This is a genomic window from Mucilaginibacter myungsuensis, assembly GCF_015222005.1.
Lineage (GTDB): Bacteria > Bacteroidota > Bacteroidia > Sphingobacteriales > Sphingobacteriaceae > Mucilaginibacter > Mucilaginibacter myungsuensis.
On record NZ_JADFFL010000003.1, the window covers coordinates 351406 to 371064 of the forward strand.

16 protein-coding genes are annotated in these 19659 nt (G+C 48.8%); 10 read left to right on the plus strand and 6 right to left on the minus strand.

Annotated features, from left to right (window positions below; translation table 11 throughout):
* Window positions 1-2: 2 nt before the first annotated feature.
* Genes IRJ16_RS09120 through IRJ16_RS09130 form a run of 3 tightly spaced genes read left to right on the plus strand, consistent with a single transcriptional unit; the run spans window position 3 to window position 1805 of the window.
* Window positions 3-425, plus strand: a complete 423-nt coding sequence (locus IRJ16_RS09120; protein WP_194111239.1) for a 3-hydroxyacyl-ACP dehydratase — start codon at window positions 3-5, stop codon at window positions 423-425.
* 10 nt (window positions 426-435) lie between these two features.
* A complete protein-coding gene (locus IRJ16_RS09125) occupies window positions 436-801 on the plus strand; it encodes a hotdog family protein (RefSeq protein ID WP_194111240.1) in 366 nt (121 codons plus the stop codon).
* 50 nt (window positions 802-851) lie between these two features.
* Window positions 852-1805, plus strand: coding sequence for a metallophosphoesterase (locus tag IRJ16_RS09130; protein ID WP_194111241.1), 954 nt, complete (start codon window positions 852-854; stop codon window positions 1803-1805).
* A gap of 180 nt (window positions 1806-1985) precedes the next feature.
* On the opposite strand, the gene IRJ16_RS09135 is transcribed toward IRJ16_RS09130, so the two are convergent.
* The 3 genes from IRJ16_RS09135 to IRJ16_RS09145 form a co-directional block, all read right to left on the minus strand.
* Window positions 1986-4652 (minus strand): glycoside hydrolase family 78 protein, encoded by a 2667-nt coding sequence (locus IRJ16_RS09135; protein WP_194111242.1) that lies wholly within the window; start codon window positions 4650-4652, stop codon window positions 1986-1988.
* Between the two features lie 191 nt (window positions 4653-4843).
* On the minus strand, window positions 4844-5671 hold the full coding sequence (locus IRJ16_RS09140; RefSeq protein ID WP_194111243.1) for an N-acetylmuramoyl-L-alanine amidase family protein: 828 nt from the start codon (window positions 5669-5671) through the stop codon (window positions 4844-4846).
* A 76-nt stretch (window positions 5672-5747) separates the two neighbouring features.
* Window positions 5748-6716: an NAD-dependent epimerase/dehydratase family protein gene (locus tag IRJ16_RS09145; RefSeq protein ID WP_194111244.1), complete on the minus strand. Its 969-nt coding sequence runs from the start codon at window positions 6714-6716 to the stop codon at window positions 5748-5750.
* Window positions 6717-6830: 114 nt separating this feature from the next.
* On the opposite strand from IRJ16_RS09145, the gene IRJ16_RS09150 reads away from it, so the two are divergent.
* On the plus strand, window positions 6831-8015 hold the full coding sequence (locus IRJ16_RS09150) for a formimidoylglutamase (protein WP_194111245.1): 1185 nt from the start codon (window positions 6831-6833) through the stop codon (window positions 8013-8015).
* Here the strand turns inward: IRJ16_RS09150 and IRJ16_RS09155 are convergent, their stop codons facing one another.
* Window positions 8016-8765, minus strand: a complete 750-nt coding sequence (locus tag IRJ16_RS09155; protein ID WP_194111246.1) for a hypothetical protein — start codon at window positions 8763-8765, stop codon at window positions 8016-8018. It lies immediately after the preceding gene.
* Window positions 8766-8927: 162 nt separating this feature from the next.
* On the opposite strand from IRJ16_RS09155, the gene IRJ16_RS09160 reads away from it, so the two are divergent.
* Window positions 8928-9791, plus strand: a complete 864-nt coding sequence (locus IRJ16_RS09160) for an alpha/beta hydrolase (protein WP_194111247.1) — start codon at window positions 8928-8930, stop codon at window positions 9789-9791.
* 239 nt (window positions 9792-10030) lie between these two features.
* Here the strand turns inward: IRJ16_RS09160 and IRJ16_RS09165 are convergent, their stop codons facing one another.
* Window positions 10031-12301, minus strand: a complete 2271-nt coding sequence (locus tag IRJ16_RS09165) for a glycoside hydrolase family 95 protein (protein WP_194111248.1) — start codon at window positions 12299-12301, stop codon at window positions 10031-10033.
* 158 nt (window positions 12302-12459) lie between these two features.
* Between IRJ16_RS09165 and IRJ16_RS09170 the strand changes: the two genes are divergently transcribed.
* The 3 genes from IRJ16_RS09170 to IRJ16_RS09180 all read left to right on the plus strand — a co-directional run bounded on the left by IRJ16_RS09170 (window position 12460) and on the right by IRJ16_RS09180 (window position 16750).
* The gene (locus IRJ16_RS09170) at window positions 12460-13623 is read left to right on the plus strand and encodes a TlpA disulfide reductase family protein (RefSeq protein WP_194111249.1); all 1164 of its coding nucleotides are present in this window, start codon (window positions 12460-12462) and stop codon (window positions 13621-13623) included.
* 562 nt (window positions 13624-14185) lie between these two features.
* Window positions 14186-15856, plus strand: a complete 1671-nt coding sequence (locus IRJ16_RS09175; RefSeq protein WP_194111250.1) for a M1 family metallopeptidase — start codon at window positions 14186-14188, stop codon at window positions 15854-15856.
* Between the two features lie 282 nt (window positions 15857-16138).
* Window positions 16139-16750 carry a Crp/Fnr family transcriptional regulator gene (locus IRJ16_RS09180; RefSeq protein WP_194111251.1) on the plus strand — a complete coding sequence of 204 codons (612 nt, stop codon included), beginning with the start codon at window positions 16139-16141 and terminating at the stop codon, window positions 16748-16750.
* Here the strand turns inward: IRJ16_RS09180 and IRJ16_RS09185 are convergent.
* Window positions 16691-17242 carry a hypothetical protein gene (locus IRJ16_RS09185; RefSeq protein WP_228079968.1) on the minus strand — a complete coding sequence of 184 codons (552 nt, stop codon included), beginning with the start codon at window positions 17240-17242 and terminating at the stop codon, window positions 16691-16693. The genes IRJ16_RS09180 and IRJ16_RS09185 overlap by 60 nt on opposite strands.
* 197 nt (window positions 17243-17439) lie before the next feature.
* On the opposite strand from IRJ16_RS09185, the gene pdeM reads away from it, so the two are divergent.
* Window positions 17440-18108, plus strand: coding sequence for a ligase-associated DNA damage response endonuclease PdeM (pdeM, locus tag IRJ16_RS09190; protein ID WP_194111253.1), 669 nt, complete (start codon window positions 17440-17442; stop codon window positions 18106-18108).
* Window positions 18109-18241: 133 nt separating this feature from the next.
* Window positions 18242-19561, plus strand: coding sequence for a DEAD/DEAH box helicase (locus IRJ16_RS09195; protein WP_194111254.1), 1320 nt, complete (start codon window positions 18242-18244; stop codon window positions 19559-19561).
* Window positions 19562-19659: the final 98 nt, after the last annotated feature.

A 19659-nucleotide genomic window follows, 5' to 3' on the forward strand; every position in this document is an offset into this window, starting at 1 on the left:
AGATGCTTGTACCGCAAGAAGATATTTTAACCCTCATCCCGCAAAGGCCTCCTTTTGTGATGATCAGTACATTGATAGAAAGCAATGAGACAAGTTCGACAACGACGTTCACCATTCCATCAGACAATGTATTGGTAGAGAACGGCAAACTCAGCGAAGCGGGATTGTTAGAGAACATCGCCCAAACCGCAGCAGCAGGAACAGGCTACGCCGCCCAACAGAACGGCGCGGGTGTAAAGGACGGCTACATCGGCGCGATCAAAAATTTAGAGGTATTCGATAGAGCTAAAATCGGCGACACCATAGTTACCACGATCACTATCGAGGACCAGATCTTTGATGCCACCCTCATAGCCGGTTCGGTAAAATTGAATGGCCAGCTTATCGCCCAATGCCAAATGAAAATCTTTATTAGTAGTAACTAAGTCGCCCCTCATGCTCCAGAACAATTTATTTACGTTTACCGGATCATCCACTGAGGGGAATTTGATCAAATTTGCTATCACGCTTAATGCTGATAGCTCGATCTTTGCCGGGCATTTCCCCGGGCAACCTGTGTTACCGGGCGTTTGCATGATGCAAATGGTAAAGGAAGCTATAGAAACACACCTCGGCCAAAAGACCGATCTGGTGAAGGCAGCTGATCTAAAATTTTTGTCGATGATAGATCCGGGACAAACGCCTGTTTTGAGTTTAGAAATTAAGTTAACCGCTTTGGAGGAGCGCTATAATGCGGACGCGAAGTTGTTTGTGGATGATGTGGTTTTCTTTAAGTTTAAGGGGACGTTTAAAGTCCAATAGTATAATTACCTTTAAGGCAAACGACCTGATCGATAAAGCCATAAAAGGACATGAACAAAACCATTACCGGTGTACTCATCGCGATAGCGTCAATAACGAACTGCTTCCATGCGTCCGCGCAAAAATTTACCATACCGATATTTCCAGATACGCAGGAAGCTGTTACCCGCAAGCACGAGATGTTTTACGGACAGGTGAACTGGATAGCCAAACACCGCGATTCGCTAAAAGCGCCTATCGTTTTGCATGTAGGCGACCTGGTGAACTTTGACAATGTTGGGCATTATGAGGTAGCCAGCAAAGGGTATCAGTTATTCGACAAAGCCAAGATCCCCTACGCTATTACTGTCGGCAACCATGATACCGAAGCAGTTGGCGAGAACAGCGGGAGCGCCGCTCCGGGCAACGTCAACCAAAATTTGCGCAAGACCACCAAGTATAACCGCTACTTCCCTACCGATCGTTTTAAGCTAATGAAGGGAACGATGGAGAAAGGCATCAGCGATAATTCGTTCCATACTTTTAAAGTAAAGAATACGCAATGGCTGGTGATCACGCTTGAGTTTTGCGCCCGGGAGAAAGCGGCCAAATGGATGGATAGCGTGATCAGCGCTTATCCTAAACACAACGCCATCGTACTTACCCATTTCCACCTGACATCCAACGGGCAGATCAATAAAAATAACGCTGGTTATGGCGACTTGAGTCCGGAGGTAATATTTAACAAATACATTAAGCCGCACAAAAATGTATTACTGGTACTCAGCGGCCACGTTTGCACCACCGCCTCACGGGTAGACGACGGCACCGAAGGCAACAAGATCTACCAGATATTGCAGGATTACCAATGCGCCGATAACGGTGGCGGTTACATCCGTTTGTTAGAGATAGATGTGGACAAGCGGTCGATATCGGGGTTGATGTATTCGCCGTTCTATAACAAGATCGATTCTGATCCTAAAACGAGGGTTATGTTCAGTGATGTGGAGTTTTTGAAGAAGTAAGACTTACTATTGTTAGCGATCGAAGGATCGTGGCAAACTTTCCAGTTACTGATCGGATCAATTCATGCGTTGCTGTGCTGAACAGGGTGCCATGCCGCCGAGAGAAGCTACTGCCGATAAAAAAAGCAGAAGGGCACCATACTCGCGCATAGTGCCCTTCGCATAATATCAATAGCAATCTTATCTCAACTCAAAACGGTACTTGCCGGCTGCGAGTTGAGTGGTAGTACCTTTAACCTCATTCACCCCAATGTAGGCCTTCATACCCGGCATGGTCGGCAACTTAACCGTGGCGGTAGAGTTGGCCGGTATCTCTACATTGTAGATCACTTTGCCATATTCTTTTTTCCAAGATGACAGGATAGTTCCGTACGGACCTTTATGGCTGGTTTCGAAACGGTCCAGGCCGTTTACAAAGTTGGGGGCCAAGATCACATTCTTAAAGCCGGGTTGATCGGCATCGGGATAGATACCGCCTAAGCCTTTGTATAACCAGGCACCTATCTCGCCGAACATGATGTGGTTAAGCGATATATCGTTCTTGGCATCTATTTTCCAGTTCTCGTACAGAGTGGTAGCGCCATTTTTTATCCACCAACCCCATGATGGGTAGGTTTCCTGGGCGGCAACTTTGTAGGCAACGTCGGCATAGCCGTTATCGCTCAACGCATTCAGGATGGCTTTTTGGCCAAGCAATCCTACATCCAGATGGAAGTTATCGGCCTCTACCCTTTTGGCCAGGTTCCCGGCAACTTTAGCTTTCATATCGTCAGGTACTAAGCCCCAATACAATGGGCAGCTTAATTCGGTCTGTAAACCGTTATTGTAGATCCCATCAGCTTTCAGATATTTTTGATTGAAAGCGGTCTTGATCTTCTCGGCTAAAGCGGCGTATTTCTCCGCGTCGGCAGTTTTGCCTAACAGTTTTGCTGCTGACGACAGGATAAGTGCATCTTTATAGTAGTAACAGGTCGACGTTAACTCAACCGGCGATTTAGACTTCACCGGCACCCAATCACCCAGTCCCCAGGTGGTTAACCCTGTAGGATATTTTTCGTCGATGTGGTCAACGTATAGTTTGATATTATCATAGCACTCGGCCAGCAGGTGTTTATCGCCGTAAAATAAGTAGATATTCCATGGGATCATGGCGATGGTGCTGGTCCAATCCGGGCCGTTACCCCAATCGTAGCCCCAACCATCGGTAGGGATGATGGATGGTAAAACGCCATCAGGTTTTTGCTCGTCGCGATGATCGGCCATCCATTTTTCGTACACGGTGATGCCGTCAAAGCCATACAGGCCGGTCTCGTTAGCAATGGTCGCGTCGCCCGTCCAGCCGTTCTTTTCGCGCTGAGGGCAATCGGTAGGGTAACCGAACAGGTTAGACAGGTAAGAGTTATTGGTAGCGTACCACATCTTATCCACCGTAGGGTTTGATGAGCTCACCTTGCCCACGGCAGGCACGTCGCTGTGCATAAAGTAGCCCACCATATTGTAGTGCGTCAGTTTCAATGGAGCACTGCTGTTCACCTCCACATACTGGAAACCTTTGTAGTTAAAGTGCGGGCTAAAACTCTTCGGGCCTTTACCATCCAAAATGATGATATCCGTTTGGAAAGGGTCTGACTTGTCTTTAGGGCGATAATGAACGTCGATATTTGACATATCCACATGGCCATTGGCATAAACGCGCTCCCCGTGTTTCAGGCGGATGATCGTGCCAGCAGGGCCGTCGACCGTAAACTTGCTCACGCCTGAAATGTTACGTCCCAGGTCGAACACGTAATTACTATCGCTAAAAGCTTTCACGCTTTTGGTCGCTATCTCCTCTACATTGCGCACCGGGTGCATTACCTGCGCTACGATATTTTTTGAGGGTGACTGGCGCGATATAGCCGTTTTCCAGGCCGAATCGTCGAACTTGATGGTATTCCATCCAGGTTGCTCCAAGCGGGCATCATAATGTTCGGCAGTGTAAATAGAGTTAAATATCACCGGACTTAATGCCGTTTTCCAATCCTGTCCCGAGCTGATGGTCTCGGTAGAGCCATCGGTATAGGTTACACGCAGGTCCAACAAAAACGTCGGTCTGGCACGCCATTTTGCGTTATGGAAATCCCATACGGCGGTTGACTGGTGGTTGTACCAACCATTGCCCAATAACACGCCAACGGCATTTTTGCCTGCCAATAAATTCGCGGTCACATCGTGCGTGATGTACAGGTTGCGTTTATCAAAACGGGTGTACATGGGGTCCATACGGTGATTGCCTATCTTTTGCCCGTTAACATATAGTTCGAACAAACCACCGGCGGTGATGTAAGCCCTTGCCGACTTGATCTTTTTAGCCGCGCTGAAAACCTTGCGGAAGTAAGGAGCAGGCTTCAGGGCTACATCGTTAATATCAGTTATCCACTCGCCTTTCCAGTTATCCATGGTCATCATACCTATCTCAAACGTTGAAACTTTGCCTGTCTTTTTAACGCCGCCTTTATCGGCAACATCAACCCTAAAAAAGTATTTAGTGAATGGTTTTAACGCCGCGCCTGCATACGTAGCCAGTTGCGCGTCGCTTTTTACCCAGCCGGTATTCCAGGCCGTGCCCTTAGCCAGTTCGGCGACGGTCTTGCCGACAACGATACGATAAGCGGTCTGTTTAGCACCCTGGCGGTCATCCTGCAAGCGCCAGGTAAAACGGGGATGCGGGGTGTCCATACCGATCGGGTCGGCAAGGTATTCGCATTTAACGTCGGCAACCGCAACGGTGCTTTGTGCCATTACCGGCGATGTGCAGAGCAGAGCAAGCAGCAAGGAAGCGCTGCTAAGTTTGGTCAAAAAATTCATAAGTATGGTTTACGCAACTAAGCTAAGATATTAAAATTTAGCCGGCATCCCCAACTGTCTTTATGGTTTAGGAAGTCACAGACTTCTGTTCATCTGCGAGGCTTCAGTTGCAAACTGAAGCCAGTGAGGGGGATCGCCAAGTCGCTGATAGAAGCTCCTCGCGATGACGTTCATGGGAGAGTATAGTTTACTTAATTCCGCTCAAAATCCTTCTTATACTTCTTCAGCGCGCGCAGCAGTGATTGCGCCACCTCGTTCTGCCCTTCATCAGAGCTGAGGTATTTTTCGTCCTGGGGATTATTCACAAAGCCGGTCTCAACCAAAACCGACGGCATAGCGCTATGTGCCAATACCAGCAAGCCTTGTTCGTGTACGTGGTCGCTGCGTCGGCCGTCGCGCTGGGTAAATTCTTCGTCTACCATTTTACCAAATTTAATGCTTTGGGCACGGTAGGTCTGCATCATTACGTTCAGCAGGATAAAGTAGGCAGGGTCGTCGCCTTTATAGCCTTTATATTTTTGGGAGTAGTCTTTCTCCTGATAGATGGACGCGTTCTCGCGCAGTGCCTCCATTTGTTCGCCTTTGCGGTGGTAACCGTAGACAAGCAATAAAGCGCCACGCTTGGTACCGGTACGCTGCGGACTGGAGTTACAATGTATCGATATGAAAAGATCGGCCTTGGCATCGTTAGCTATCTCGGCCCGGCGGCTCAGCTCTACGAACACATCGGTAGAGCGGGTCATTACGGTTTTTACAGACGGTAGTTCGGAATTAATGGCGTTGCGTAACTTAAGGGCGATAGCTAAAGCGATGTCCTTCTCTTTATTAGACACACCATGTGCGCCCGGATCTTTACCACCGTGACCGGCATCGATCACCACTGTTTTGAACTTAAAAGTAGCCTGACGGTCGGTATCGCGCGATTGGGCCAACAGTACGTTGGTAGCCAACAGGAACAGGATCGTTAAAACGGGAACAGGGATATATTTAAAAAGCGGAACAGTATATATATTGCGCATTACGTTGCTATGTCTTTAAAAAGGCTGCAAATATAACCGCTGTAAACCCAAAGGGTTGCGGTAAATTTTAAACATTTTACGCCTTTAGGCCTTCGCAAACTTCGACTATGGCTTTACTGATAGGTTTAAATTGGATATCGATAGCCTTATGTAACTTACTGCTATCGTAATTACGGGTGATGGACGCGCTCTGTGCCGACACCTTATCAATAGCCGGGATACCGCCGGTAATTGCCGCCCAAAAAGCCGCCGCACGCCAGGCTACTTCCATCATCCATGGTTTCGATTCTGTTTGGGGGGCGGGGATGCCGAAACAATTAGCAGCCTCGGTCACTACGCTTTTATAATCACGATTCTCGGCGCTGACAATGAAACGCTGCTCGCTGATACCGCTGTCCATCAGCAGGATCATGGTTTTGGCGACATCCTGCACATCTACAAAACCAATGGTGCCACGGGTATAGAATTTCAACCCTTTTTTTACGATATGGAATAAGCGACCGCTGCCCTCGATACCTGCATTAGGACCAATGATAATACTCGGGTTAACGATCACGGCATCCAACCCTTCGGCAATACCGCGCCAAACCTCCATCTCGCTTTCCAGTTTAGAAGTGGCGTAACCATCGTGCATCAAGCCGGGGTCCAAATGGTGTTCTTCGGTGATCATTTGCCCGGGCTTGGCATCGCCAATAGCCGCTACCGAGCTTACATGCACCAGACGCGCATTGTTCAGCGAACAAAGGTTAACCACGTTAGCAGTCCCGTTAACATTGGTGCTGATCATAGCATCCCTATCCTTTTGCATTAGTGATACCCAGGCCGCGCAATGGTAAACCTGCGTTACGCCCTCAAAGGCATCTTCTAAAGCAGGATAGTTCAGCAGATCAGCATCAACCCATTCGATATTGTTCTTGTAAGGATCAAGAAATACCGGCACAACGCTACTGGCCCGTTTGATACAGCGCACACTGTGACCGGCAGAAGCTAACTGCATCACCAACTCCGAACCTAAAAAACCTGTAGCGCCTGTAACGAGGATCATGGGTGCAAATGTAGCAAAAACCCCGACCCAGTTTAAGTCCTAAGTCTAAAGTCCAAAGTAAAATGCTTTCGGCTTTGGACTTTAGGCTTTCGGCTTAATTACTACATTTGCAGCATGTCATTGTCAGATTTTTTCGCTCCTATCGACCTTAAGAAAGTAACGCCTAAGACCGGTTTCTTTAACAGTCATTTAGGTAGTAAAATAGAACACCACTCTGTCGCTTTCCCCGATCTGGAGAACGAGAAGTTCGACATAGCCATCATCGGCGTTCTTGACGACCGCAACGCTGTCGGCAATCCCGGCTGTGCCCTGGGGCCTGATTACGTCCGCGAAAAACTGTACTCGCTTTACGAGGGCGCTTACACCACCAAAATAGCCGACCTGGGCAATATCAAACAGGGTGCTTCAGTGACGGATACTTATTATGCGGTAAAAACCGTGGTATCCGAACTGGTTAAGAAAGACATCCTACCGGTGATCATTGGGGGCGGGCAGGACTTGACCTATGCCCAATATTTGGCTTATGAAGACCTGGAGCAAAAGGTGGATCTGGTAGTTATCGATCCTCGCTTTGACCTGGAAGATGACAGCAATGCAGAAACTATCGAGACCACATCGGGATCATACCTGAACAAGATATTCTTGCACGAGCCCAATTACCTTTTCAACTTCAGCAACCTGGGTTACCAAACCTATTTTGTTAACCAGGATAGTTTGCGGGTAATGGATAAACTCTACTTTGACACGCATCGCCTCGGCGAACTAATGGGTAACGTTGCCGTTGCCGAGCCCATCATCCGTAATGCCAGTATGATCAGTTTTGATATGGGCGCCATCCGCTCGTCGGATGCAGTGGGTAATGCCAATGCCACACCGAATGGTTTTTACGGCGAAGAAGCTTGCCAGATCTGCCGTTATGCTGGTTTTAACGATAAGCTGACATCGATCGGTTTTTACGAGTTCAACCCGGCTTATGATAGCAACGGGCAGACCGCTACCCTGTTATCGCAAATGATCTGGTATTTTATTGATGGCTTTTACAACCGTAAAAAGGATTTCCCGCTCAACCCTAAATCGCAATATCTGATCTACAAGACTACCCTTAAACATGATGACCACGAGCTGGTATTTGTAAAAAGCAAAAAGTCCGACCGTTGGTGGATGCAGGTGCCTTACCCTACCGGCGGTTCGCAAAACTCGCGTTTCCACCTCGTTCCTTGCCGTTACGATGATTACAAAATGGCCACCACCGGCGAAATGCCCGACCTTTGGTGGAGGACATACCAAAAGTTGAGTTAGTTATTTGGCCAAAGTGTACTCGCCCCAAAAGTCGGTAGCGCTCATCAGGTATTGCACCTTATCTGCCGATGAGCCTTCATAAACAAAACTGCCGTTCACTAAGGACATGGATGTTAAACCGCTACGAATATCTGCCGGGATCTGACCAATATGCGGCGGGTTCAATTTAACATTATAAGAGAACTTTGAGCGTTCTTTCATCGATAACCCTAAATACTTAAACGGAATAGCCAACTCACAAACAAGATCTATCTGCTCATCAAAAAGGGCTTTAGCTTTTATGCCAATATCATTGTAAACAGAGATCAAACTATCGGTGATGCCTTTTATATTCTTTACCTTGATCTCTTTGACGGTCCGGTCTAATTCGAAATTACAAACTCTTTTAAAAGAGTCCAGAGACAGCTTATAGTGTGCAGTATCACTGCCTTGCTTCGGCTTATTTTTCAAATTAACATTAAACCCTGCTGATCTGTTGAACAATGGGAACGTGATCGCTACCCCATTTTTGTCATTTTTATGCCCGGATGCGCTGACCCTTAATGTTAACCCTCCCTTAATTATTTTATTAATGATGTCAACGTCAGTAGCTTTTATGGCCAGGTAAAGGCAGCTATCATTGTTGGCGATGGTGTAAAATATAGCCGTGGCTTTATTGTAGGCCAAGAGTTGGTCATTCCATTCGGTAGTTTTGCCGTCCACTTTATAGTCCGACGGTGCCCTGACCGCTTGTATTTGCACGCTCGGCATTTTTTGCGCGTACGCGGTAATTGAGCACCAACAGACGATGGCGATAAAGACTATTGATCTGATGATATTGTTTAGGTTCGATGTCATGCTTTGTGTATCGGCCAATTTATAGTAATTTTATGATATTAGTAGCGAAATTAACACACCAATAAAACCCACATCATGAAGAAATATTTACTTACCGCTTTTATGGCTTTATTATGCTCGGCTGCTGCTTTGGCACAGACCGGGAAGGTTTTTGACAACCTTTCTGTCGCCAGCAAGATCCTGAAAATGGAACGCAAGTTTGCCGTTTACCTGCCACCCGATTACGAAACATCTACACGCGATTACCCTGTGCTATACCTGCTGCACGGATCTGGCGATAACCATACCGGTTGGGTGCAATTTGGCGAGGTGCTTGGCATTGCCGATAAAGCCATTAAAGACGGAGCAGCTACCCCAATGGTGATCATTATGCCCGATGGCGACACTGGTAGGCGGGGTTACTTTAACGACCCTAAAGGCGACTGGAATTACGAGGACTTCTTTTTTCAGGAGCTGATGCCTTATGTAGAAAAGAAATACCGCATTAAGTCGCAGAAACGTTTCCGCGCTATCTCGGGCCTGTCCATGGGTGGGGGCGGTACGCTGATGTATGCCATGCATCATCCTGAGTTGTTCAGTTCGGCTTGCCCGCTAAGTGCTTATGTTGGTCCGCTTAATGTGGAGGAAGCCAAAAAGAACATTCAACGCGCCTTACCAAATGCTGCCGATTCAGTTGGCGTGAATTATTACAACCAGTTCAGCGCTTTGGGTCTGGTAGCTAAAATGCCGGATAAAGACAAAAAAGCCGTGCGCTGGTTCCTGGATTGCGGCGACGACGACTTCCTTTACGAAGGCAACGCCCTGCTCCACATCGCTATGACCAAGAAAGCCATCCCCCACGAATTTCGTATGCGCGACGGTGGCCATACCTGGACCTATTGGCGAGCATCGCTACCTAAGGTATTGGAGTTTGTGTCGGATGCTTTTCATCAGTATTAATGAGGAATTCGAAAGGCGAAAATGCCATCCCGATAGATATCGGGAACAAAATGATAATAAAGCAAAGCGTCCGGCCAATAGCCGGACGCTTTGCTTTTAACCTCCCCGCTGGCTTCAGTTTGTAACTGAAGCTTAACGAATGGGGACAAGTCTGTGACTTGTCGCGGAAGTCACAGGCTTCCGTTTATCTGCAAGGCTTCAGTTACAAACTGGAGCCAGCGTAAGGAGTAGAGAATCCCTTACTCCCCCACAAACGTATAAACCTTCCCAACCTGCGTTTTAAAGCTATACTTAAACCCATTGCCATCTTTAGCAATAACAGCCTTAACACTGCTTGATCGTAACGCATTCTTACTCCGCAGAGCAACATCTCCGCCGGATAATGATCTGATACTTACGCTGGCGACCTTACCGTCTTTCCAGGCCAGGTTGGTGATCTCGAAATTACCACGGGCTTTCAGACCGGTCACTTTGCCTTCGGGCCAGGCTGATGGCAGGGCGGGTAACAGAACGATATCATCGTTCTGACTTTGTACAAGCATTTCGGCAACGCCGGCGGTGTAGCCGAAATTGCCATCTATCTGGAACGGCGGGTGCGCGCAGAACAGGTTGGCGTAAATACCGCCACCATTATTATAGTCCGTGCCGGTGCCACCTACCAGGGTGATGAAATTATTCAGGATCTTATAAGCATGGTTGCCATCCAGCAGTCGCGCCCAAAAGTTCATCTTCCACGCCATCGACCAGCCTGTGGATGCATCGCCACGGGCCAGCAGACTGGTCTTGGCAGCAGCGGCCAGATCCGGCGTAGTGATCGGCGATATCTGCCTGCCCGGGTGCAGGGCGAACAGGTGCGACACGTGGCGGTGCGTATCCTTCGGGTCGTCGCGGTCGGTCTCCCACTCCTGCAGTTGGCCCCATTTACCGATCTTTGGTTTTAGTAAGTGCTCGCGCATATCGGCCACGTGTTTTTTGTAGTCCGGGTCGATGTTCAGCAAGCCTGCCGCTTCGGTATAGTTGGTGAACAGATCGTAAATGATCTGCTGATCGTGCGATACACCGTCCTCGGTCGGGCCATGCTCGGGCGACCAGCCCAGCGGGGCAACCAGCGTACCATCAGGGCGGCGTTTCAGGTGGTCATCCCAAAACTCAACCACCTCTTTCATGATCGGGTAAGCAAAGGTGCGCAAGTAATTCTTATCCTGTGTAAAAGTGTAGTGGTCCCACAAAGCTTGCGCATACCAGGCGCTGCCGGGGATGTTCCAAAGGTAGCTGTCGCCGCCCATGCTGTTATTTTCGGTGCGGACGGTCCAGCCGCGCACTTTTCCATATTCTTTTTGGGTATGCAATTTAGCCACCTCGCGGATGCTGTTGATGTAATCCAGATAAGGCCAGGCGCATTCGGACAGGTTGACCGGCTCGGCCAACCAATAGTTCATTTGGATATTAATGTTAGAGTGGTAGTCGCCGCCCCAGGGTGGGTTGTTGGTATTGTTCCACAGGCCCTGCAAGTTAGCAGGCAAACCACCTTTACGCGACGAGCTGATCAGCAGATACCTGCCGTATTGGAAAAGCAAGGCTTCCAGATCATGGTCGGGTTTATTCTTGTAGTTGATAATGCGCTGTTTGGTGGTCAGCATATCGATATTCGGTCTGCCGCCGCCTAAGGTAAGCGAGGTACGGCCCGAAAGCGCGGTAAAATCGGCCAAGTGATCCTTTAACAAAATGCTGTATGGTTTGCTTGATATCAAAGCCAGTACCTGTTTTATTGGGGCGTCAGGCTCTTCGCCTTTCCAGTTCTGTGTGCGATCACCGACGAAGTTGGTCGCGCCCGTCAGCAAAATGGTGAAGGCATCTGCTTTATCGATACGGATAGCGGGGGCACCATTCTTATCCGTCGTTGGGCTCACCGAGCCGCCTTCCACTTTAATTAAAGCGGTGGCCTGGTAGGTCATTCCATTATCCAGCCGGCCTTTAAATTGTATAGTGTTCCCTACCAGTGTCGGCTTGCCGCCGTGGGCATCGGTCAGGCTGATCAGGCCCGAGTATGCGCCATCTTTATTGGCGATGAAACGCAGGCCCATCACCTTATCGGGGAAACTGCAAAAATACTGTCGGTTAAATATTGTACCGCTCTGGGTATAGGCTATAGTATGGATAGCCTTATCGATATTGAGTTCGCGGCGGTAGTTGGTGAACGCATCCTTATTGTCAAAGTCGATGAACAGATCGCCGAAAGCCTGGTAAGCGCCGCGGTTATTCTCGTCGCCGGTCCACAGGCTAATGTCGTTAAACTGGATATGCTCCTGCTGTACGCCGCCAAATATCATCCCGCCAATGCGTCCGTTACCAATAGGGTAAGCGTTCTCCATCCAGGTGGGCGCAGGGGTATTATCCCAAAGAACATTTGCCGGGGCGGTAATTTTAGGCTGAGCGATCAGGTTAGCGCCGGTCATTAAAACAAGGGCGATAAATGACAATGCGGTTCTGTATAGCCGGGGAATTTTCATCGATGGTATTTTTGGTTTTTAAGCGTCCGGTAAATTTAGGCTGATCGGTATTTGCAGCAATATGCTATTTTGGCCTGTGAATATCCAATTTAAACATAGCGGCATGTCAAAATAATTTATTGGCGATGCCGGCGTTTAAAAGGTTTTAGATCCCATCAATGAAGAAACTGCTTTTAGCGCTTATCACCTTAACGCCTTTCATCGGCGCAGCACAAGACACATTTACTATATACGGACAGGTTGGCAAGACCGACCTCGCGGCCAAAGTTTATTTGGCTTACCGATCTGCCGCAGGGCAAATGCTCGATTCGGCAAACATCACCGGCGGTCTGTTCACTTTTAAAGGACCTTTCACCGTACCTGTTAACGCCAAACTGATATTAGATCATACGGGCAACACCTTTAACCACGCCAGGGCTTCCGCCGAAAAAACGGGGATGGAGAAAAAGCTGGACGTGCTGAACCTGTACCTTGATGACGCGATCATAACCGTTACCGGGACCGACTCTATAGCGAAAGCTAAAATAACAGGCTCTCCTGTAAACGATGATAATCAACGCCTGAATACCCTGCTTACCGTAGTGAACACCCGGGCTAAACGACTTGCTGATGACGGCGCGACCTTTACCGCCGAGCAGCAACGATCCGCCGAGTTTGCCGCCGTAATGCAGACCCGCTTAAAACCCATACAAACCGACCGCGAACGTATTATGCAGGGTTTTATTAAAAGTAACCCCAAAAGTTATATCAGTCTGATCAGCCTTAACTCACTGACCGGGCTGGCGCTGGATCCTGCTGTTTTAGCGCCACTATATGCGGGCCTATCCACCGATCTGAAGCAGACCGACCTTGGCAAAACGGTGGCCGAATCTATCGAGCGATCAAAGACCACCGTTGTTGGATCTGCAGCTCCCGACTTTAGCCTGAACGATGGAGCAGGTAAACCCATGGCCTTGTCATCCTTCCGCGGGCGGTATGTGCTGGTTGATCTTTGGGCATCCTGGTGCGAACCTTGTCGCGCTCAAAACCCGCATCTGATAAGCATCTACAACAAATACCGCACTAAAAAATTCGCTATCCTGGGCGTATCCTTGGATAGCGTTGGGCAAAAAGGTGCCTGGAAATTAGCAATAGAGAACGACGGACTGCGCTGGCCCCAGGTGACCGACCTGAAAGGCTGGCGGAGCGAAGCCGCCGTACTCTATAATGTGCAAACCCTACCCCAAAATGTACTGATAGACCCCAACGGCAAGATCATAGCCCGCAACATCAGAGGGAAAGATCTGGAGGATAAACTGGCCGAGATATTTGGGAAGATATAATTGCTTAGATAACTATTTTCAGCCCGGCGCAGTGATGTGGTCGGGCTTTTTTGTGATATGATGTCAAAGAACTTGAGGTGGACGGGGGATATCCGCGTCCGGGTCGATCCCGAAGGGGATGACGTGTTAATAGAAAAGTTTCATTGCAATAGCAGGCTACAGCGCAGCCCCGTGTTGCTGCCGATCAATAAAAGTCGTTGTAGAGATAGGCGACTCCTACGGAGTCTTTCCCTTTGATATATTTCAAGCTATTACACGTGATCCTTACAGGATCGGGGAATCATAAATTGCTCTACCGTCGCAGGTTTAGCAAATAATTTTCAAGATCAAAATTTGAGAGTTATCGACCGGAAAGAACCATCCGGTATTGCGCCGATGACGGCATCATCGAGCACAAACAAATATACTAAAATAATTGGCAATATCAAAGCCTTTTTGCAAATTGTCGCAAAGTGACGCTTGCGGGTGCTGATCGTCACGGTATGCCGAATTCACCACTATCCGCGGGGGATTTCGCTCTTACTTGCAGATCACTTATATTTAGAGCATCATTATTTAAACTATGAAACTAAGATCGGCCCTTGGCCTGTTGATGCTGCTGATCGGCATCGCTCCTCTATCGTCGCAAGCACAGCTGCTTACCGCGCGTCAGAATTTCACCCGAAAGGATTCGTTACAGGGCAACCAGAACGCGCCTTTGCGTACATGTTACGATATCAACTACTATCATCTTGATGTTAAGTTCGATATCGTCAACAAATTCATCAGCGGCAGCAACCTGTTCAGGTTCACGGCCACGCGGGATATGGATAAGTTGCAGTTCGACCTGTTCGATAACCTCAAAATAGAAAAGGTACTTTATAAAGGTAAGGAGCTGACATTCAAGCGTGAGTTCAATGCCGTGTTCCTTGACTTCCCGGGCACGATCAAGGCCGGCGCTAAGGATGAGTTCACCGTGTTCTACTCAGGTAACCCCACCATCGCTAAAAATCCACCCTGGGATGGCGGTGTAGCTTTCAAGACCGACTCGTTAGGTAAACCGTGGATATCGACCGCCTGCGAGGGCATCGGCGCATCTATCTGGTGGCCGAATAAAGACCAAATGACCGACGAGGCCGACAGTATCCTGATCAGCATCAGCGTACCTAAGGGGTTGAAAGATGTATCTAACGGTCGCCTGCGCAAGGTGACCGAGTTGAAGGACGGCTATACCAGGTTCGACTGGTTCGTCGGCAACAAGATCAACAATTACAACGTAGAGGCCAACATCGGCGACTACGTACATTTCAGCGATAGCTACATGGGTGAAAAAGGTAAGCTGACCCTGGATTACTGGGTGCTGCCTTATAACCTGGAGCGGGCTAAAAAGCAATTTGCCGCCAATGTTAAGCCAATGCTGAAAGCTTTTGAATACTGGTTCGGTCCGTATCCGTTTTACGAGGACGGCTACAAGCTGATCGAGACCTCGCACCTGGGTATGGAGCACCAAAGCGGCGTGGCCTATGGCAATAAATACCGCAACGGTTATTTAGGCAGGGATCTATCCGGAACAGGTCATGGCCTTAACTGGGACTTTATTGTGGTGCACGAGAGCGGCCACGAGTGGTTCGGTAACAACATCACCAATAAGGATGTGGCCGATATGTGGATCCACGAGGGCTTTACTAATTACTCGGAGTCGCTGTTCATTGAGCATTTTATGAACAGTAAAGAGAAAGGCATTGAGTACGTGCACGGTACCCGCCGCGCGATACAGAACGACCAGCCGATCATTGGCACTTATGGTGTTAACAAAGAGGGCAGCGGCGATATGTACTACAAAGGCGGCAACCTGCTGAACATGGTGCGCACCATCATAAACGACGACGAGAAATGGCGGGCCATTCTGCGTGGCTTGAACAAGACCTTTTATCACCAGACCACCACTACCGAAGCCGTTGTTAAATACATTAACGACCAGGCAAGTATGAACCTGACACCGATATTTGACCAATACCTGCGCTACAAGCACATCCCGACCTTGGAGTTCCGTTTTGAGAACGGCACGGCTACGGCCCGCTGGATATCTGAAGTGCGTGGCTTTAACATGCCGGTACGCGTGCGCACCAAAGGCGGCAAGTGGAAATTCATTACCCCAACAACCCGCGTTACCCCTATCAACGTTCAAGGCTTGACCAAGGAGAACCTGGAGGTGGATACGCTGAATTATTATATCGGGGTGTTGGTGGAGTAGTTGAACAAGGTGACATAAGAGGGTGTCACCCTGAGCCTGTCAAAGGGCAACGTGCGCAGGGCATGGCTGATGTGCATGGTCACCATTTGCATAGTGTCAAGCCCACCGCACCATGGTTCGACAAGCTCACCATGACACCCTCTTTATACGTAAGATCTTACAAAACCCATTGTGAGGATGACAAATTATTCTCCTTGCGACTTGCGCTACGTCGTTAATCTGGTCGTCATTTTTAACTTAAGTTAAAAACACATCTAACAAAAATGTTTTACTTGGCGGCCCATGATAGTAAGCAACGATAAGGTGACCCGGCATTTGCAAAACTTTGCCGGGCTGACGGATAAAGATATAGCCGAAGCGCAACCCTACTGGCGTAGTCGCAAGATCAGCAAGGGCGACTTTTTTAACATGCAAAGCATGGTCTGTAACGACCTTGGTCTGGTAGTGAAGGGGATCTTCCGCATCTACTACCGTGATCCTGCTACCGAGACGGATAAAAACCTGTTCTTCTTTTCGGAGGATCAATTTGTGGTATCGTTCCGCAGTTTTATTTCCCGCAACCCGTGCTGGTATTTTATAGAGGCCATGGAGGATTCCGAGATCGTGTTCATCTCCTATCAGGACCTGAATAACCTTTATGGCACCTCGTCCAACTGGGCCACCTTTGGCCGCTTACTGGCCGAGCAGTTTTTTGCCTATGCACAGACACGCACCGAAGAGCTGATGTTCTTTACGCATGAGGAGCGTTACCTGCGTTTGTTGAAAGAGCATCCCAATATCGTCGACAGGATACCGGCTTATCACATATCGTCATACCTCGGCATCACCAATCCTTCACTCAGCCGCATCCGTAAGAGGCTTAGGGCTACGCCCGATCCTGATGCCGGCCAATAAAAAGTAGAACGCGCCGAAAGCCGCGTAGCCGGCTAAACTGCCTATGCCTTTGCTTGGGTCGTGAGCCAGCAGGATGAACGATGTACCGCCAAGCACTGACTGTCCGCCACTGATGATCATGGGCCATTGCCCGTTCAAGGTTTTACGGCGGATGATGCTCATCACCAATTGGATAGCGCCTGTAAGTATAGCCCAGGCACCGAATACCATTAAAGCTTCGGGTACACCTGCTTGTAAAGCCAAGCCTACCGCTACAGTAGTGACCAGGCTGATATCCGCGTTTACATACTGCGGCGTTTTGGATGAGTTAGCTGCATTGATGCGGATATCCCAAATGGTTGCCAGCAGGTCCCAAAGCGGATAGATGATCAGCAGGACCATTCCCGCCGTGGCCGAACCTTTAACCAATACCGCTACAAGTATTACCCAGCAAACCGAGAATGCCGCCCGTGTAAAATAAAGCCTGCGCAAGGCCGATGATGAATTTTCCATTGTGTTTTGTTTTGGGCAAAGTTGGGCTGATCCCGGCATCCCAATTTTAACTTAAGTGAAGACGGGCGTCATGATAGTGTAGATCAGCCACTTATTACTTACCCAATTCCGCATTTCACATTTCGACTTTCGCATTCCTTCTCTTCAAATTTTGCCTTTCGCATTCCCTAACTATCTTTGTAGCCACAAAACTCAACATGACGAAGGCCAACGGCGGGATGGAACATATTTTACTGGATCAGCATCTTTTATTACTACCACAAAAAGCGATCTACTGGCAGCAGGAACAGGCGCTCATCGTGGCAGACGTTCACTTGGGCAAGGTGGGGCATTTCCGCAAGGCGGGTATTGCCGTGCCGAGGGATATGGAGCAAGACGACCTCGCATGCCTGTCGGATCTGATCCACGAGCATCGCCCCAGAAAGATTATCTTCCTTGGCGACCTTTTTCATAGCGATATGAATAACGATTGGGACTGGTTTGCCATGTGGCGGCGCAATTTCCCTAAGCTGCAAATGATCCTGATCAAAGGCAATCACGATATTATTCACGACAGGCATTACCTGGAATTGGACGTAGAGCTGCACCAACGCCTGCTTGTCGGCCCGTTCCTGATGCTGCATCATCCACAATCTGATGAGAAACTACTGACCGTAGAGGGCTATGTATTTTGCGGGCATATCCACCCGGGCGTATTACTATCCGGCAGGGCACGCCAGCGTGTTACCCTGCCATGCTTTGCATTTGGCGACAGGCAGGTGGTGCTACCATCGTTCGGGAAATTTACGGGCAAGGTTGCCATGCGCCACCAGGAGCAGGATAAGATATTTGGGGTTCTGAAAGATAAGGTGATCTGCCTTTCGTAATAGTTATCAATAATTAACCGTATCTTTGCGGCATAATACCCGTAAGCTTACGGTTTTGATCATTTCAAACACCACGACGAACTCTTCAAGCCCGCTATGCATTCGCGTTAGCAAACAATAGTAAAAACATTACATGTCATTTAAAGATTTTAATTTAATTGAGCCTATTTTAAAGGCTCTGAATACCGAGGGTTATACCACCCCCACCCCCATCCAGGCCCAGTCTATACCCATCATCCTAAAAAAACGCGATCTGTTAGGTTGCGCCCAAACAGGTACGGGTAAAACGGCCGCCTTCTCTATCCCTATCCTGCAGTTATTGTATCAGGACAAACAACAGCATAAAGAGCAAAAGACCATCAAGACGCTGATCTTGACCCCGACCCGCGAGTTGGCTATCCAGATCGCTGAAAGTATCGCGGCTTACGGTCGCCATACCGGTTTAAAACATTTGGTGATCTTTGGCGGTGTATCTCAAAACCCGCAGACCGAAGCCTTAAGAAAAGGTGTTGATATTTTGGTAGCCACCCCTGGCCGTTTGCTGGACCTGATGAACCAGGGTTTTATCAAGCTGGATCATCTGAAAATATTGGTATTGGACGAAGCCGACCGTATGCTGGATATGGGCTTTGTGCATGATGTTAAACGCATTATAGCCAAGGTGCCTAAACAACGCCAAACACTGTTCTTTTCGGCTACCATGCCGAATGAGATACAGGCATTGGCCGATAGCATCCTGAACAATCCTGAGCGTGTAGAAGTTGCCCCGGTATCATCTACCGCCGAAACTATCCAACAAGCTTTATATTATGTGGATAAGGATGATAAACGCGGCTTGTTGCTGCATATCCTTAAAGATAAGTCTATTGCTACGGCCCTAGTTTTCACCCGTACCAAACATGGTGCCGATAAGGTAGTGAAAGACCTGAGCAAAGCCGGCATTACTGCCGAGGCTATCCACGGTAACAAATCACAAAATGCTCGTCAGCGTGCGCTGACCAACTTTAAGGCCCGCACCACCAGGATCTTGGTAGCTACAGATATCGCTGCCCGCGGTATTGATATTGACGAGCTGACCCACGTGATCAACTACGAGATACCTAACATCCCCGAGACCTACGTACACCGTATCGGTCGTACCGGCAGGGCTGGTGCAAGCGGTATAGCTTTGTCTTTTTGCGATAACGACGAGAAAGATTTCATCAAGGATATCCATAAACTGATAGCCAAGCAGATACCGGTAGAGGAAGAGCACCCTTTCCCGATGAAGCAACTGACCACGCAGCAACGTATAGCGCAGGAACTTAAGAACGCCCCACAGGGCGGCGGTCGTTCTGGCCCGCGTAACCCGTCTGCATCTCGCAACCCTAACGCTAATAAGGCGGGCGGTAACGGCAACTGGCGCCGTGGCGGCAAACCGGGTGGTGGTAAACCAGGCGGTGGTAACAGATAGTCCTTCCTGATCAAATAATAACGGCTTTTAAACATTGCTTACGCGGTGCTTAAAAGCCGTTTTTGTATTGGGGGATACCGCAGCATGCGTCCATTCGG

Bases quoted from the DNA above. Each gene is read 5' to 3' on its own strand.
- IRJ16_RS09185 (WP_228079968.1), bottom strand. From the start codon at position 17,242: ATGGAAAATTCATCATCGGCCTTGCGCAGGCTTTATTTTACACGGGCG.
- pdeM (WP_194111253.1), top strand. From the start codon at position 17,440: ATGACGAAGGCCAACGGCGGGATGGAACATATTTTACTGGATCAGCAT.
- IRJ16_RS09145 (WP_194111244.1), bottom strand. From the start codon at position 6,716: ATGATCCTCGTTACAGGCGCTACAGGTTTTTTAGGTTCGGAGTTGGTG.
- IRJ16_RS09135 (WP_194111242.1), bottom strand. From the start codon at position 4,652: ATGAATTTTTTGACCAAACTTAGCAGCGCTTCCTTGCTGCTTGCTCTG.
- IRJ16_RS09120 (WP_194111239.1), top strand. From the start codon at position 3: ATGCTTGTACCGCAAGAAGATATTTTAACCCTCATCCCGCAAAGGCCT.
- IRJ16_RS09130 (WP_194111241.1), top strand. From the start codon at position 852: ATGAACAAAACCATTACCGGTGTACTCATCGCGATAGCGTCAATAACG.
- IRJ16_RS09155 (WP_194111246.1), bottom strand. From the start codon at position 8,765: ATGCCGAGCGTGCAAATACAAGCGGTCAGGGCACCGTCGGACTATAAA.
- IRJ16_RS09140 (WP_194111243.1), bottom strand. From the start codon at position 5,671: ATGCGCAATATATATACTGTTCCGCTTTTTAAATATATCCCTGTTCCC.
- IRJ16_RS09125 (WP_194111240.1), top strand. From the start codon at position 436: ATGCTCCAGAACAATTTATTTACGTTTACCGGATCATCCACTGAGGGG.
- IRJ16_RS09180 (WP_194111251.1), top strand. From the start codon at position 16,139: ATGATAGTAAGCAACGATAAGGTGACCCGGCATTTGCAAAACTTTGCC.
- IRJ16_RS09150 (WP_194111245.1), top strand. From the start codon at position 6,831: ATGTCATTGTCAGATTTTTTCGCTCCTATCGACCTTAAGAAAGTAACG.
- IRJ16_RS09165 (WP_194111248.1), bottom strand. From the start codon at position 12,301: ATGAAAATTCCCCGGCTATACAGAACCGCATTGTCATTTATCGCCCTT.
- IRJ16_RS09170 (WP_194111249.1), top strand. From the start codon at position 12,460: ATGAAGAAACTGCTTTTAGCGCTTATCACCTTAACGCCTTTCATCGGC.
- IRJ16_RS09160 (WP_194111247.1), top strand. From the start codon at position 8,928: ATGAAGAAATATTTACTTACCGCTTTTATGGCTTTATTATGCTCGGCT.
- IRJ16_RS09195 (WP_194111254.1), top strand. From the start codon at position 18,242: ATGTCATTTAAAGATTTTAATTTAATTGAGCCTATTTTAAAGGCTCTG.
- IRJ16_RS09175 (WP_194111250.1), top strand. From the start codon at position 14,186: ATGAAACTAAGATCGGCCCTTGGCCTGTTGATGCTGCTGATCGGCATC.